Origin of the sequence: Paenibacillus sp. VTT E-133291, from assembly GCF_002264395.1 — a bacterium.
In the GTDB taxonomy this organism is placed as follows: domain Bacteria; phylum Bacillota; class Bacilli; order Paenibacillales; family Paenibacillaceae; genus Paenibacillus_AQ; species Paenibacillus_AQ nitricinens.
In genome coordinates this window covers 52,388-66,778 of record NZ_NFVA01000030.1, presented here as the reverse complement: position 1 = coordinate 66,778, position 14,391 = coordinate 52,388, and the positions used below count along the sequence as shown (strand labels likewise).

Here is a 14,391-nt window from a genome sequence, read left to right as displayed (position 1 = left end):
TCATTCCCATGCAGGACACGATCATTCCCACGGACCTCACGGTCATCATCATTTTGATCCTAGCGGAAACAAAAAAGGACTAATGATTGCATTAATAATTACGGTAGGAATTATGTTTTTGGAGTTTTTTGGCGGACTGGTCACTAACAGCTTAGCGCTGCTATCGGACAGTGGGCATATGCTAAACGATGCAAGCTCTTTAGCATTAAGCCTAGTGGCGGTCTGGTTTGCAACTAAACCTGCATCTCCCAATAAAACGTATGGATTCCATCGGTTTGAAATTCTAGCGGCACTATTGAACGGGGTGACCTTATTTGTAGTTGCTGGTTTTATCATCGTGGAAGCTTATGGTCGATTCTTTGAGCCGCCTACGGTTGCAAGTGGTTCTATGATGCTGATCGCGTGTATAGGTCTACTAGCCAATGTTGCTAGTGCTTGGTCTCTTATGAGAAAAGGGGATGTAAAGAATAACATTAACCTTCGCAGCGCTTATCTACATGTGCTTGGCGATGCTTTGGGCTCGGTAGGGGCTATTGTTGCGGGTTTAGTTATGATGATTTTTGGCTGGTATATTGCCGACCCAATTATAAGCGTAGTAGTTGCTCTATTAATTCTTAGAGGCGCTTGGGGAATCATCAAACATACCGTTCATGTTCTTATGGAAGGTACACCGATTACAGTCAATCCAGCTGAGGTGAAGGCAGTTCTAGAAAATATCAAGGGCGTTATAAATGTTCACGATCTTCATATTTGGACAATTACCTCAGGCCTTGATTTACTAAGCTGTCATCTCTTAATCAAAGATCAGGAAGATGATCAACGTATTTTGCAGCAAGCCATTCAGTTAATAGCGGAAAGCTTCAAAATCCAGCATACTACTATTCAAATTGAGACATCGGTGATATCCCATGAAATGATGAAAGTCTAATTATATTTTATATTTTGAATAGATTAGGGAGGGTATAGTATAATAAAACTATATGGAAAGGAGTGATTGGTGCATGGAAGATCATACGCACGAGCACGAATCATGTAGCACGGGTGAACGGAAAAGTCATCACTCTGAGAAGACTAAAAAGAACCTGGTTAGCCGACTCAATAGAATTGAAGGACAAGTGAGAGGGCTAAAGGGATTAATTGAGAAGGACACCTATTGTGATGATGTGCTGCATCAAATCTCTTCAGTCCAATCTGCTTTGAACGGCGTAGGGAAACTTTTGTTAGAACATCATATGAAGAGCTGTGTCGTGGAACGAATTCAAGATGGTGAAAATGAAGTGTTAGATGAGTTATTAATTACTATCAATAAATTAATTAAATAAATTGATAATAGAAAGGATTCGTTGGAATCCTTTTTTTATTTAGATTCATATATAGTATAGGGGGGTATACTAGTTTTGTTGGGAAATATACTGAAGGAGGACGACCCATATGAACGTAGAGGTATTTACAACACCGACTTGTGAGGATTGCAGAAATTTTAAAAAGTTCTTAAGTGAGCATCATATTCCATTTTCTGAATTTAATATTGCAGATCATCCTGACCATGCAGATACGTTATTTAATCGAACTGGAAAAAGGCTGGTTCCTACCATTTTCATTAACAATCAGGTATTTTTCGGATTTGTGTTCAATCGTCAAGAAATTGAGAAACAGTTACTTGTCTAGTGTTTAGTTCCGGATAATTTCTTTGATCATGATAAGTTAGCTCACGATTGGGTATATATAGAGTAGGGGACTATGCTAAATTACATCCTGAGAGGAGCTTTTATGATGTCACATCAAAACTATAAAGCGTGTATTGAAGAGTGTTTAAAATGTATGGTAGCTTGTAATCACTGTTACTCATCTTGCCTGGAGGAAGATCATGTAGCAATGATGAAGGAGTGCATTCGCCTGGATCGTGAATGTGCAGATATATGCGGATTCACTGCGCATGCCCTTTCAATGAATAGTAAATATGCCAAGGCCTTATGTTTAGCTTGTGCAGAGGCTTGTGAAGCTTGTGGCAACGAATGCCAAAAACATGACCATGATCATTGCCAGCAATGTGCAGAAGCATGTTTTGCCTGTGCGAAAATTTGCCGTGAAATGGCCGCTTAACGCAGTAGGACTCTCTTCAGAGAGGATTCATGAAGGAGTCTTCTCAGAAACAGGATTTCTGTTACTGAGAGGACTCCTTTTTAAGTGTTTGGTGTATAGCTTGTCGCTTGACATAATATAGGGTAGGGGGGTATACTAATGTCTAGAAGAGGAAGATACAAACAATAGAAATCATCACAAAAGTGGAAGAGGTGTTTATATAATGACTACTGCTGCGGCGGGACAATCACAAACTTCATTACAAATCACAGGGATGACTTGTGCTGCTTGTGCAAACCGCATAGAAAAAGGCTTGAACAAGTTAGAAGGTGTAACAGAAGCCAACGTAAACTTTGCAATGGAAAGGGCTACAGTGACTTATGATCCGAATATAGTGGACGTAAGTAAAATGGAAGCAAGTATTCAGAAGCTCGGGTATAGCACGGCTAAAGAAGCTGTAGATTTACAGCTTGTAGGTATGACATGCGCTGCTTGTGCACTGAAAATTGAAAAGACTCTGAATAAGCTACCAGGTGTAAGCATAGCCAACGTGAACTTTGCGATGGAAACAGCACATGTCGAATATAATCCCGTTGAAGTTTCTGTATCTGATATGCAGCAGCGGGTGGATAAGCTTGGATACAAGGCTGTTCCCAAACAAGAGCAAGGTGATCCAGCCAAACAGCGACAACAAGATTTAACCAAGCAAAAACGCAAGCTTCTAATCTCCGCGATTCTATCCTTTCCATTACTGTGGGCTATGGTGAGCCACTTTTCGTTTACTTCGTGGATTTGGCTGCCTGATCTTTTTATGAATCCATGGTTCCAATTGATTTTGGCAACACCAGTTCAATTTTATATTGGTAAACAATTTTACATCGGTGCTTATAAAGCAATACGTAACGGCAGTGCGAACATGGACGTTCTAGTTTCCCTTGGGACCTCGGCGGCGTTTTTTTACAGCTTGTACCTAACCATAGTTTGGGCTGTAAATGGTGGGAGCGCGCATCATGGACCAGAAATGTATTATGAGACGAGTGCAGTATTGATTACCCTGGTTCTAATGGGAAAATTGTTCGAATCCTTGGCAAAAGGACGGACATCTGAAGCTATTAAATCCTTGATGGGACTGCAAGCCAAGACAGCTTTAGTTGTCCGTGACGGTGAAGAATTAAGCATCCCTGTAGAGGAAGTTATTACTGGTGATATAGTACTTGTTCGTCCAGGGAATAAAGTACCTGTAGATGGTGAAGTGCTGGAAGGGATCTCGTCGGTAGATGAATCCATGCTGACAGGGGAAAGCCTTCCTGTGGAAAAGAAAGCCGGAGATTCCGTCATTGGAGCGACGATTAATAAAAACGGTATGCTTCGAATTAAGGCCACAAAAGTAGGGAAAGAAACCGCTCTTGCGCAGATTATTAAAGTAGTAGAAGAAGCGCAAGGTTCGAAAGCTCCTATTCAACGGGTCGCAGATGTTATCTCCGGTATTTTTGTTCCTATTGTTGTTGGGATTGCCGTTATTGCATTCTTGGTGTGGTACTTCATCGTAACACCGGGTGATTTTGCAGGAGCTCTGGAAAAAGCAATCGCCATTCTAGTTATCGCTTGCCCTTGTGCCTTGGGTCTGGCTACACCAACCTCCATTATGGCTGGTTCCGGACGTGCAGCTGAACTGGGAATCCTGTTCAAAGGCGGAGAGCATTTAGAGCAAACACATAAAATTGACACGATCATCTTAGATAAAACAGGTACAGTAACAAAGGGGAAACCCGAGCTTACCGATATTTTGGTCGAAGGTAATGAGACAGAATTTCTTAGACTGGTGGGTGCAGCTGAGAAGAATTCAGAACATCCACTGGCAGAAGCTATTGTCGCAGGCATCTTGGAAAGAAATATTGAAATGCCAGCGACAGACTCTTTTGAAGCGATACCGGGGTATGGGATTAAGGCTGTCGTGGAAGGCAAGGAGCTGTTAATTGGTACTCGGCGTCTCATGGACAAATACGGCGTAGAGGCAAGTCATGCTTATAACATCATGTCTACTTTAGAAGAATCCGGTAAAACAGCAATGCTTGTGGCTATAAATAAAGGGTACGTGGGTATGGTAGCTGTTGCGGACACCATCAAAGAAACCTCTCAGGCTGCTGTCAGTCGCTTGAAAGGAATGGGCATCCAGGTCATCATGATTACCGGAGATAATGAACGTACGGCAAAGGCCATCGCAGCTCAAGTTGGCATTGATCATGTACGCGCTGAGGTGCTTCCAGAAGGAAAAGCGGAGGAAGTGAAAAAATTACAAGCGCAAGGAAAGATAGTAGCTATGGTTGGCGATGGCATTAATGATGCTCCAGCCCTTGCAACTGCAGATATTGGGATGGCTATCGGTACCGGTACGGATGTGGCTATGGAAGCAGCGGATGTTACTTTAATGCGAGGCGATCTATCCAGTATTCCTGATGCCATCTACATGAGCCGTAAAACGATGACTAATATTAAACAAAATCTATTCTGGGCACTTGGCTACAACTCACTTGGCATCCCAATTGCAGCACTTGGTTTCTTGGCTCCATGGGTAGCGGGTGCGGCAATGGCTCTCAGTTCGGTTTCCGTTGTTCTTAATGCACTACGTCTGCAACGTGTGAAGATCCGTAACTAAATGGTTAGAGGAATGGAGACGGAGATCATGGGAGAGATCACGAAAATTGCAATTGCGCCTCCAATTCAAGTGGGGGGAAGTCTGTTGACGCCAGCGCAGCTTGCTACAATAGGAGCTATTCTAGGGACGAATGCAAAAATTGAAATGACATCTTTTAAACAGCTTTATTTGGAGGTTCCTCTGGAACAGCGTGAAGAGATCGTAGAACAACTTGAGCTTCTAGGCTTGGAAGTATATTCAGCTGGTTTTGTCACGAAAAGCCTGATTGCCTGTAATTTCTGCAGAGGGGCTGAGGAAGCAGGTCTGGCAGTTGCACAGAAATTAAATCAGTCCATAGCAGGGATTGAAACACCTATGCCACTGAAGATTGGTTATGCGGGCTGTGCACTCGGTACTAGTGAGCCTTTGCTGAAAGACATTAGCGTTGTCAAAATGCGTAATACCTATGAGATTTTTGTTGGAGGAGAACCGAAAGGGCTTAAAACTTCGATTGCACAATCCCTTAGGTCAGGGCTAAGTGAAGATCAAATCATTCCAGTAATTTTATTATTGATTAACTACTATAAGGCCAACGCTAAAGGCAAAGAGAAATTCAGGAAATTCATTGACCGGATGACGATAGAATTGCTGCAACAAGTTGTTGCTGTAGGGTAAGGTTATAATGTTAAGAGGGGCTTCCTTTACAGGAGCTCCTCTTTTTTATGTGATCTAAGAATAATGCTACGAAATGCAAAGTTTGTAAAATTAATAAACTATTTAAGTAAATAAAGTGTTAAAATTTATAAAAATAATACCTTTATTATCAAGATAAATAGATGCCATAGGGGATGGCATGGAAGATGTGATGATCATTATATAAACAAAATGAGAGGGAAGTTGACCAAATTATGATCAATCTTAGTTTAGAGCGACAACAGCAAATTAGCTATATTGGGATTACTGAGGCTGATTTAAATGTATTGAAAGGGAAGGAAAAAGAATTCAAGCAAATCGTAAGCTCCCTTGTAGATGAATTGTATAAGCAGATGATAGAGGAGCCTGAGCTACTCCATATCATTGAACAGCACAGTACACTTGATCGATTGAAGGAAACGCAGCAGTGGTATTTTTTATCCATGGCCTCGGGTGTGATTGATGAAGCATTTATTGAAAGACGCCTGCTTATAGGTAAAATTCACTCGCGTATTGGTCTGACAACGAATTGGTATTTGGGTACTTACATATTATATTTAGATCTGGCTACAGCTTATTTTGAACGGATATTACCGACTGATTGGAAACCCGTCATACATGCATTAACCAAGATGTTTAATCTGGATTCACAGTTGGTTCTTGAAGCCTACGAAGTCGATGAAAAAGCAAAAATAGAAAATTTATTGGAAAAGCAAAACCACTTGCTTACAGGTGTTAGTTCTGCGGTTCAAGAATTAGTATCCTTAATGGTTCAACTGAAAGATAGCAGTGAATCCATCGAGGAATTAGCTAGTAAGAATGCTGATTATCAAGAGAAAACACATCAAACTGTGTTATATCTCGACAAAGAGGTAGAGTCTATTCATCAAGTGGGTACAATGATTAGGGAAGTGGCTGATCATACACATCTTTTGGGCTTAAACGCAGCCATTGAAGCAGCAAGAGCAGGGGAGTACGGAAGAGGTTTCGAAGTCGTCGCGAATGAAGTACGCAAGTTAGCTCGCCGCTCTAAAGATTCAATAGGAACGATTGATGAGAAGCTGAATAATATCAACTCCACACTGTCCAAGGTGAAAAAAGAATCAGAACACAATTCCATATATTCCAGAGATCAGGTGAAGGGCTCTCAAGAACTGGCTTCCTTCGTGAATCTGATTGAAAAAGTGACCGTCGAGTTAGAAAACTTGAAATAATCAAGAATGTCTTATATTGCGGATCGAGTGTTAAGTACTCATTTCTGGTACAAGGAGTGATGAGTGTGCCTGTAGATTATCATGAACAAGATGCAGAAAATTCATCTAGAAAGATTCTAGCAGGATTAGGGTGACGATTTTTACCCATGGCAAGATTCCTGAACCATTCTGACAAATATCTGGTCCCCAGTACAATTACGGAGGAACATGCTCGAATGGCAACCTGCAAGCCTGATCAAGGGCAATCTCTTCGAGGAGATAATGAAGCTAAAGCAAACAGCCTGAAAAGAACATTCAGGTCCCTGGTAGTCCGAAATTAGTCAGATCCCTATTACAAAATGGATTGTTAAATGAGCTTAGGCTTAATATCTGTCCCGTAGTCGTTGGCTCTAGAATGCGTCTTTTTGACGAGATCACGAATCAAGTCCCACTTCATCTTGTGGACTCAAAAGCTTACAGTAACGGTGTAGTAGGCTTAACGTATCGCATATAATCTTTGAAATGAAACACTCCTTCAGAATGTTCTGAGGAGTGTTTTTTTGTTTAACAGTGCGGTTTAGACGTCGGTTTTGGAAACACCGTTTAAGCTGGGAACATAATCGGCAGCTTTATCGATGTTAACCATCTGAGCCGCTTCATTAAAGTTATTGTTATTCTGTGCATTGTTTTTCTTACTTGGTTGATGTTTGCCTGGTTCACCTTTGGGACTGGCGTTATTTTTTGGCATGACATTCACCTCCATATTCTCCCCATAGTATGAGAAGGTAGTTTGAGTTTTATGCCAGATGAGGAGGTGTTGAGGTGCACCACCGCAAAAGACTTGCGGGTTTAACGGCAGTTATTTTCGGTGAAATGACCTGGCTTCTATTGTAGAATTGGATTATATAGGAAAAACAGGCGTTTAATTATAAAAAGGTAGGTGAGAATATTGCTCTCTGAAAAGAAACAATCTCTTCTATTTATTATTATGGTGTGGGCAATGGCACTTGGGATGCTGCTACTCCCAGAATCAGCACAAGGTCTGTACGGTTTTACCCCGTTGCTCACAGTATTTCTCATGATGTTCTTGATTGTACGCGATGGTTATCGTGCTGAGGGCTGGAGAAGGTTAGGTTTCAGGTTTAGAGGTGGGAAAGAATACATATTGGCTTTGGTTATTCCCTTAATTTCACTGGGAGCGGGTTATGCTGTCTATTGGACAGGATGGGCATCAAGCTTGAATCCTCCAGATTCATGGATCAAGACGGCTATATATTTGGTCGTTTATATTGTTCTGGGTTCGCTATCTGCATTGGGGGAAGAAATAGGATGGAGGGGCTGGCTGCTTCCGCGCTTTCAATGGATGGGAAGAGTTAGTTCCAGTATCACAATGGGTTTTATCTGGGCAATATGGCATTATCCCGCGATTCTTGGCCCACGTGCCTATCATTCTTCAGGGAACCGCTGGCTTGTGTTGACCCTGTTCACTTTATCCGTTGTATTTGCGGGAATTATTATTAATGAACTGCGTCTGACCTCTGGCAGTATATGGCCGGCAGTGCTTTTACATGGAACTAATAATGCTATAGATAGTGTGTTGCGCAATGTTACTTCGAGTTCATCACCGATGCTAGAGTATGTAGCTGGAGAGAGTGGTTGGGTCCCGGTAATTTTATATGGTGCTGTAGCAGTTTGGATTCTGAATCGAAACCTCAGGATTAAACGGCAGCCGATCAGTTTAGCGCAATAACTCTTGCGTTCGTTTATAAATGAAGGAATATCATGCATAAAAGTATATTATTCCCTATTGAATTCATTTAAGATAGTAGAGGATACATGATCTGAATTACAAATATGTATAATTTTGTTCTTCCGGGGGATTCAAATGAGAATGAAACTCCGTTATTTTTTCATATCAGGGTTACTATGCGTTTTTGCCTTTCTTATCATTCATTTTGTGGGAATCATTCACTCCAATATCTTACTTGAAGTTGGCCTGGAGCAGAATGAACAAGGACAATATTATATCGCAGAGGTCGACGTTTCCAGTGAGGGCTATAAGCAGAATTTACGGGAAGGGGATATTTTAGTAGCGGTTAATGGAACACCGATTGAAAAAGTGGATGGACCGGTGAGATACGGAAATCTCACGCAAGTTCAATCCATTGATCTCCTCCGTATTTCTAAAGAGGGTATCCTGATCGCAGAACATTATGATATCAAGAATAAATTGTCGGTATATCATACGTTCACACAGCTTGTAGTACCTGGAGCAACCTTTGTTTTTTTGATGGTGTTAAGTCTTCTTTTATACCGTAGAAAAAATGGAGAACGCGCAGCTGAACTGCTGATTTTGTTCTTTTTATTGGTGGGAGTGACGTACTTCGCCGGATATGCCTCAAGCAGATCAGATCTCATCGGTAGAATTACTATGAGTGGCTTACTACCTTTAATCCCGCTGGTGTTTATCCACTTTGTCCAAGTACATCTGAAAGGATTTAATGTTCTATTTCTTTCTAATTTTCTTATCAAGACATCCTACGGATTCGTCATTTTACTTGTTATGGTTTCAAGCTTTAGTTTAGTTATTTACTCCTGGGATAGAGCCTTATATTCCTTTATGCGTCTAATTATTATTGGTTTTTTTGTTGTAGGCATCCTATACAGCATATTTAAGCTGCTCTATGTATACATCAATTATCGGAGCACAGCACTTAAATCGATGCTTAAAATTATGCTAACCGGACAAATCCTTGCGTTTACACCATTTATTTTTCTTTCAGCTGTGCCGATAGCTTTTGGGATCGACTTGATTCCTTACGAAATCACTACGATTTTCTTGTTTTTAATGCCAGTTACCTATTTTTATCTGCTCACTGCTAAACAGCTATTTGATATTGATTTCGCTTTTAGTCGATTCAAATATGATCTGTTCATTGCTTTCATTCCGGCGCTGATCATTGTGGTAGTCCTGGCGATCATTCAGAGTAGGCCGGAATATGATTGGATCAAATGGGTTCAGATGTTTTTGGTGGTGTATTTATCGATTACGACTTTCTTATTTTTTAAGGAGAAAATAGATCATTATTTCCGGCCTAAGCTGGTCCATGAACTTCATCATTATCAAGGGAGTTTGGAACGATTCTCTAAGCAAATCTCAAAGGTTATGAAGGTATCTGATTTGGAAGCTGCACTCAACAAGGAGATCAATGAGATTTTACCGGTTAATCGGTTGGCTTTTTTTGAGATAGATGAGGATGAGAATTTGCATAGTCTCGAGCCAATCGTGGATGATTCTGGCCAAGACATCTATATACAATTTGTATCACAATACCCTGTTCTTAAAGTAGGGGAGGTCATTCAACTCCAGCAAGGGATCCTACTAGTGATAGGTCGCCATAAAAAGAGTGTTCATCTCCTATGGATCGATCATAAGAAGAATCATATCAAGACGAATAGGGATGAGCTAAATTGGTTAAATACCATCGCAAACTATGCAAGCATCGTCTATGAGAATTTATATCTGATTGAAGGTCTGATTGAAGACCTTGAAGTTGAAATGAAAAAAGAGCAACATGGGTCACCCTGGGTTCTGCGCCTGATTTTTAACTTGTCAGAGAATGAGCGAAGAAAGCTGGCGGCAGATTTACACGATTCTGCCCTTCAAGATCAACTTATTTGGCTTCGTAGGCTAGAAACGCTGATCTCCGATCACGACATTTCAAAAGAAATCTTACCGGAGCTGCTTCAGATCAAAGAGGGGCTGTTGGATGTTATCTATCAGATCCGGGAGACTTGCAATGAACTGCGTCCTCCGCTTCTTAGGGAAGCTGGGATTGTGAAGGCGCTGGAAATTTTATTTGAGTATGCTCAGCTGCAGTCCAATTATTTTATTAGCTTTACATCAAATCCGATAGGCGAGTTAAGTGATGAATTGGTGATAGCTCTTTATCGAATTGTGCAGGAACTTCTGAGAAATGCCGGGAAGCACGCCAAGGCAAATCAGATTGAGATTGAACTGGAACAGAAAGAGCAGCTCTATTTCCGTTACAAGGATGATGGAGTAGGAATGAATATCGGAGATATTAAAGAATCATTTCATCATATGGGCTTGTCCGGTATCAAAGAGCGTGTAGCGAGTTTAGAAGGAGAATGTAAGTTTAACTCGGAGAAGGGTAAAGGGTTGGAGGTTACTATTTATTTACCGACAATGACACTTGTAGAGGAGAAAAATAGAGGAGGCGATGACGATGATACGTATCTTGTTGGTTGACGATCATCCTTCAGTTGGAGAAGGAACCAAAAACATGATTGAGCAGGATGCTGATATGGAGGTAACCTTTGTTTTGTCAGCAATGGAAGCTTTCGATAGGCTGGAGCAGCAAGGATTTGATGTGATATTATGCGATCTTAATATGCCTACCATTAGCGGACTCGAATTCACCAAAAGAGCCGTTCAGCGTGATCCCGAATCTAAAGTAGTGATATATACCGGATATGAAATCAGTGCGCATTATAACCTGTTGATAGAGTCAGGGGTTACAGGATTTATCTCTAAGACAGCTTCCAGAGAACAGTTGTTAAATATCATTCGTTGTGCACTAAGAAATGAGGCTGTCATTCCAGTATCTTTACTAAAGCAGCTGCGCAGAAGTGATATCAAGATATCCAGTAACCGGGATAATCAGTTCATTGAAGAAGTATCTATTAATCAAAAAGAACAAGAGATACTCCAAGAAGTTGCCAGTGGAAAAAGCAACAAAGACATAGCCAGCAAACTTTTAATGTCACAAAGAACTGTGGAGTATAACTTGACGAGAATCTTTGAGAAGCTGAGTGTACACTCCAGATCCGAAGCTATCGTGGAGGGAAAACGGCTGGGACTTGTTAGAACGGAGCAATTTTGAACTGGACAAATACATAGTCTTGTTAAATTTACAATTTCGAAGATATGAAGGAGAGATCACACTATGATCGACATGGACAAAATATATCTGATTACAGATATCCCCGGTTATTCACCGCAAATTAGTCGTCTTTTATCCATGATGAACTATGCCAGACACACAACACTACAAGCCGTTGCCGGTCTAACAGTGGAACAACTGGACTACTTATTGGACTCAGAAAGCAACTCCATTGGAGCGTTATTATCACACTACGCTGCGGTAGAATATGCGTATCAAGTGGCAACGTTTGAGGGAAGAGATTTGTCTGAGGAAGAATTAACCATATGGGGGCCAGCGTTAAGCTTAGGTGACGAAGGGCGAGCAATGATTAAAGGGAATGATCTTAACTATTATTTAGACCGTTTAAATGAAGTAAGAGAAAGAACGTATGCATTGTTCGCAAACGTTGATGATGACTGGTTATATACAGAAGAGGAATTCTGGCATAACAAACAGGCGAACTACTATTTCATGTGGTTTCATGTATTCGAAGATGAAATTAATCACAGAGGCCAAATTAGATTGTTACGAAAAAGAGCGCTAGCTTAAAGAAAGGGGAACATGAATGGAGTTCATAGAGAAGAGTATTAAGCCTTTATTTAACAAGTATCCGTTGTTCTCTAAATTTATCTTAGCAGTGCTAATCTTTGATATCGTTTATTACGCAGGTAAAGAAATTGGGCGAATTGCCTATTATATGACTCACTAATTTCTTATAGATCAGGACAAGACAACCTCAGTTATTGAAGGTTGTCTTTTTTCGCTGCAAATCATGAAAGTCTCCAGTTCATTATCAGTTCACATAAATTTGTTAGGATAGGCAACATCAAAGACAGAGAAAAAGAGCGTGACCCAGGAGAGGAAGAGATCGGAATGAACATATTAGAGGTTAAGAATGTTAAAAAATCGTATACTTTGTATGGTAAGGAAAAGGTTCCAGTACTCCATGATGTGAATTTAAGCTTTGAGACAGGTGAATTTGTTTCCATCCTCGGTGAGTCTGGTTGCGGCAAGTCCACACTAATGAATATCATTGGTGGAATGGACTCTGATTATGAAGGCGATGTCCTTGTTCGCGGGAAGAACCTAAGCAAGATGACCGAAAAGGAAATGGATGACTATCGCAAAAACAACATCGGCTTCGTATTTCAAAACTTTAATCTGATTCCACACTTATCCGTCTTGGAAAATGTTACGGTTGCGATGCAGATGACGAATACAAGCGAAAAGGAACGTAATAAGCGTGCTATAGAGATTTTGACGGAGGTAGGATTAAAGGATCATCTGAAAAAACGTCCGAATCAACTGTCCGGTGGACAGAAGCAACGGGTATCCATTGCACGCGCATTGTCGAACAATCCAGATATTATACTGGCAGATGAACCTACGGGTGCGCTGGATAAGGATACAGGGGATCAAATATTAGTCTTGTTGGACAGCATAGCGAAAAGAGGGATTTTGGTCATTACCGTGACCCACTCGCAGAAAGTAGCTGATTACGGTAGCCGTATCGTTAAGCTTGAAGAGGGATTGGTTAAAGACGATATTCATTTGAAGGAACGTTCCATGGCTACCTACAATGGTGGAGATGGTTCGGCTCGAAACCTCAGCTTAATGGCTTCTTTCAAAATGGCTCTTCAAAATATGAAGCTTAATGCCAAACGTAATGTATTGGTAGCATTGGGTGGTTCGATAGGTATTTTAAGTGTACTTTTGATGCTTTCCTTAGGAAATGGGATCACGAGCTATATTAATAATGAAATAAATTCAAGTATGGACCCTTTGCTGGTGGATATCACTAAGCCAAATCCAGAAGCCAAGGACATGAAGGGCCCAGAAGCGATGATGTTACCCGGCGTTACATTTACAAAGGCCGATGTTGAAACGATTCGTAACCTTCCAAATGTAGATCATGTAGAGTCCATAACAACCATTACAGGCAAATCTACTACGGTTTTTGGGGAACAAACGAGTAGTCTTACACAATTAACCACCTTAAACGATACGTTTGATAAAGCGACGATTAAAGCAGGGGCTTTACCGAAAGAAAATGAAGTATTATTACCAACGAAAATAGCGAGTCAATTAAGTGGAAATGACCAACCGAATGCTATGGTAGGGAAGTCTATTCATCTGTATATTAATGAAATGGATGCTAAACATAAACCGATCACATTGGAAAAAGAAATCACGGTCTCTGGTGTTTATGAAGCCACTGATCCAAGAGCGCAAATGTCACCAACAGGATATATTCCAACACAGACACTGGAGCAAATGTATACTGATAAAGGGATTACCATTGGCCCGATTCAGGTTAATGCTTTTGCAACGGATATGAAATATGTGAATGATATAAATAAAGCGGCTGTTGATGCGGGCTTCTCGGGCTCCCAAACGGCAAAAATCATGGAGCGTATCACAACTTATGTGGATATGGCTACGATCGTTCTATCTGGTATTGCGGGGATTTCGCTCATCGTATCAGGGATTATGATATTGGTTGTACTTTATATTAGTGTAGTGGAACGGACTAAAGAAATTGGGATCCTTCGTGCGATTGGGGCAAGAAAGAAAGATATCAAGCGAATATTCTTTTCCGAATCCGCATTATTGGGAATATTTAGCGGTGTCTTCGCCATAATCTTTGCAGCTATCATTAGCTTTGGCTTAAATATACTTCTGGAAAATGCATTTGGCGTAAAGCTTATTAACTTATCTGGATCTTATATCGTATTCGGATTAGTTGTAAGTACAGGGATTAGTATTATCGCTGGTTTGATGCCTTCATCGAAGGCTGCCAAGCTCGATCCGATGGAATCTCTACGATACGAATAAATAC

15 protein-coding genes are annotated in these 14,391 nt (G+C 40.8%); 14 read left to right on the top strand and 1 reads right to left on the bottom strand.

Annotated elements, in window-relative coordinates; genetic code table 11:
• The 8 genes from CA598_RS14255 to CA598_RS33495 form a co-directional block, all read left to right on the top strand.
• Positions 1-928, top strand: a 928-nt coding sequence (locus tag CA598_RS14255; RefSeq protein WP_256990503.1) for a cation diffusion facilitator family transporter, incomplete at its 5' end; no start/stop codon positions are given.
• A 73-nt stretch (positions 929-1,001) separates the two neighbouring features.
• Positions 1,002-1,322 carry a metal-sensitive transcriptional regulator gene (locus CA598_RS14250; RefSeq protein ID WP_042131123.1) on the top strand — a complete coding sequence of 107 codons (321 nt, stop codon included), beginning with the start codon at positions 1,002-1,004 and terminating at the stop codon, positions 1,320-1,322.
• Between the two features lie 109 nt (positions 1,323-1,431).
• Entirely contained in the window at positions 1,432-1,668 is a 237-nt protein-coding gene (locus CA598_RS14245) for a glutaredoxin family protein (protein ID WP_094871082.1), read from the top strand.
• Positions 1,669-1,773: 105 nt separating this feature from the next.
• Positions 1,774-2,103, top strand: a complete 330-nt coding sequence (locus CA598_RS14240; protein WP_094871080.1) for a four-helix bundle copper-binding protein — start codon at positions 1,774-1,776, stop codon at positions 2,101-2,103.
• A gap of 202 nt (positions 2,104-2,305) precedes the next feature.
• A complete protein-coding gene (locus CA598_RS14235) occupies positions 2,306-4,738 on the top strand; it encodes a heavy metal translocating P-type ATPase (RefSeq protein ID WP_094876923.1) in 2,433 nt (810 codons plus the stop codon).
• Between the two features lie 27 nt (positions 4,739-4,765).
• Positions 4,766-5,392: an NAD(P)/FAD-dependent oxidoreductase gene (locus CA598_RS14230; RefSeq protein WP_094876922.1), complete on the top strand. Its 627-nt coding sequence runs from the start codon at positions 4,766-4,768 to the stop codon at positions 5,390-5,392.
• A 233-nt stretch (positions 5,393-5,625) separates the two neighbouring features.
• Positions 5,626-6,624 (top strand): globin-coupled sensor protein, encoded by a 999-nt coding sequence (locus CA598_RS33335; protein ID WP_094876921.1) that lies wholly within the window; start codon positions 5,626-5,628, stop codon positions 6,622-6,624.
• A 292-nt stretch (positions 6,625-6,916) separates the two neighbouring features.
• Positions 6,917-7,117 carry a dihydrofolate reductase family protein gene (locus tag CA598_RS33495; RefSeq protein ID WP_094876920.1) on the top strand — a complete coding sequence of 67 codons (201 nt, stop codon included), beginning with the start codon at positions 6,917-6,919 and terminating at the stop codon, positions 7,115-7,117.
• A gap of 63 nt (positions 7,118-7,180) precedes the next feature.
• On the opposite strand, the gene CA598_RS32295 is transcribed toward CA598_RS33495, so the two are convergent.
• Positions 7,181-7,351: a hypothetical protein gene (locus CA598_RS32295; RefSeq protein ID WP_156113190.1), complete on the bottom strand. Its 171-nt coding sequence runs from the start codon at positions 7,349-7,351 to the stop codon at positions 7,181-7,183.
• Between the two features lie 201 nt (positions 7,352-7,552).
• On the opposite strand from CA598_RS32295, the gene CA598_RS14215 reads away from it, so the two are divergent.
• The 6 genes from CA598_RS14215 (at position 7,553) to CA598_RS14195 (ending at position 14,387) form a co-directional block, all read left to right on the top strand.
• The gene (locus CA598_RS14215; protein WP_094876919.1) at positions 7,553-8,353 is read left to right on the top strand and encodes a CPBP family intramembrane glutamic endopeptidase; all 801 of its coding nucleotides are present in this window, start codon (positions 7,553-7,555) and stop codon (positions 8,351-8,353) included.
• Between the two features lie 135 nt (positions 8,354-8,488).
• Positions 8,489-10,876: an ATP-binding protein gene (locus tag CA598_RS14210; RefSeq protein ID WP_094876918.1), complete on the top strand. Its 2,388-nt coding sequence runs from the start codon at positions 8,489-8,491 to the stop codon at positions 10,874-10,876.
• Positions 10,854-11,510 (top strand): response regulator transcription factor, encoded by a 657-nt coding sequence (locus CA598_RS14205; protein ID WP_094876917.1) that lies wholly within the window; start codon positions 10,854-10,856, stop codon positions 11,508-11,510. The genes CA598_RS14210 and CA598_RS14205 overlap by 23 nt, the downstream gene beginning before the upstream one ends.
• A 63-nt stretch (positions 11,511-11,573) precedes the next feature.
• A complete protein-coding gene (locus tag CA598_RS14200; protein WP_094871066.1) occupies positions 11,574-12,101 on the top strand; it encodes a DinB family protein in 528 nt (175 codons plus the stop codon).
• A 16-nt stretch (positions 12,102-12,117) separates the two neighbouring features.
• On the top strand, positions 12,118-12,261 hold the full coding sequence (locus tag CA598_RS32290; RefSeq protein WP_179283668.1) for a hypothetical protein: 144 nt from the start codon (positions 12,118-12,120) through the stop codon (positions 12,259-12,261).
• Between the two features lie 164 nt (positions 12,262-12,425).
• Positions 12,426-14,387: an ABC transporter ATP-binding protein/permease gene (locus CA598_RS14195; protein ID WP_094876916.1), complete on the top strand. Its 1,962-nt coding sequence runs from the start codon at positions 12,426-12,428 to the stop codon at positions 14,385-14,387.
• Positions 14,388-14,391: the final 4 nt, after the last annotated feature.

Coding starts and splice junctions, on each gene's coding strand:
- CA598_RS14250 (WP_042131123.1), top strand. CDS start 1,002: ATGGAAGATCATACGCACGAGCACGAATCATGTAGCACGGGTGAACGG.
- CA598_RS14245 (WP_094871082.1), top strand. CDS start 1,432: ATGAACGTAGAGGTATTTACAACACCGACTTGTGAGGATTGCAGAAAT.
- CA598_RS14240 (WP_094871080.1), top strand. CDS start 1,774: ATGTCACATCAAAACTATAAAGCGTGTATTGAAGAGTGTTTAAAATGT.
- CA598_RS14235 (WP_094876923.1), top strand. CDS start 2,306: ATGACTACTGCTGCGGCGGGACAATCACAAACTTCATTACAAATCACA.
- CA598_RS14230 (WP_094876922.1), top strand. CDS start 4,766: ATGGGAGAGATCACGAAAATTGCAATTGCGCCTCCAATTCAAGTGGGG.
- CA598_RS33335 (WP_094876921.1), top strand. CDS start 5,626: ATGATCAATCTTAGTTTAGAGCGACAACAGCAAATTAGCTATATTGGG.
- CA598_RS32295 (WP_156113190.1), bottom strand. CDS start 7,351: ATGCCAAAAAATAACGCCAGTCCCAAAGGTGAACCAGGCAAACATCAA.
- CA598_RS14210 (WP_094876918.1), top strand. CDS start 8,489: ATGAGAATGAAACTCCGTTATTTTTTCATATCAGGGTTACTATGCGTT.
- CA598_RS14205 (WP_094876917.1), top strand. CDS start 10,854: ATGATACGTATCTTGTTGGTTGACGATCATCCTTCAGTTGGAGAAGGA.
- CA598_RS14200 (WP_094871066.1), top strand. CDS start 11,574: ATGATCGACATGGACAAAATATATCTGATTACAGATATCCCCGGTTAT.
- CA598_RS32290 (WP_179283668.1), top strand. CDS start 12,118: ATGGAGTTCATAGAGAAGAGTATTAAGCCTTTATTTAACAAGTATCCG.
- CA598_RS14195 (WP_094876916.1), top strand. CDS start 12,426: ATGAACATATTAGAGGTTAAGAATGTTAAAAAATCGTATACTTTGTAT.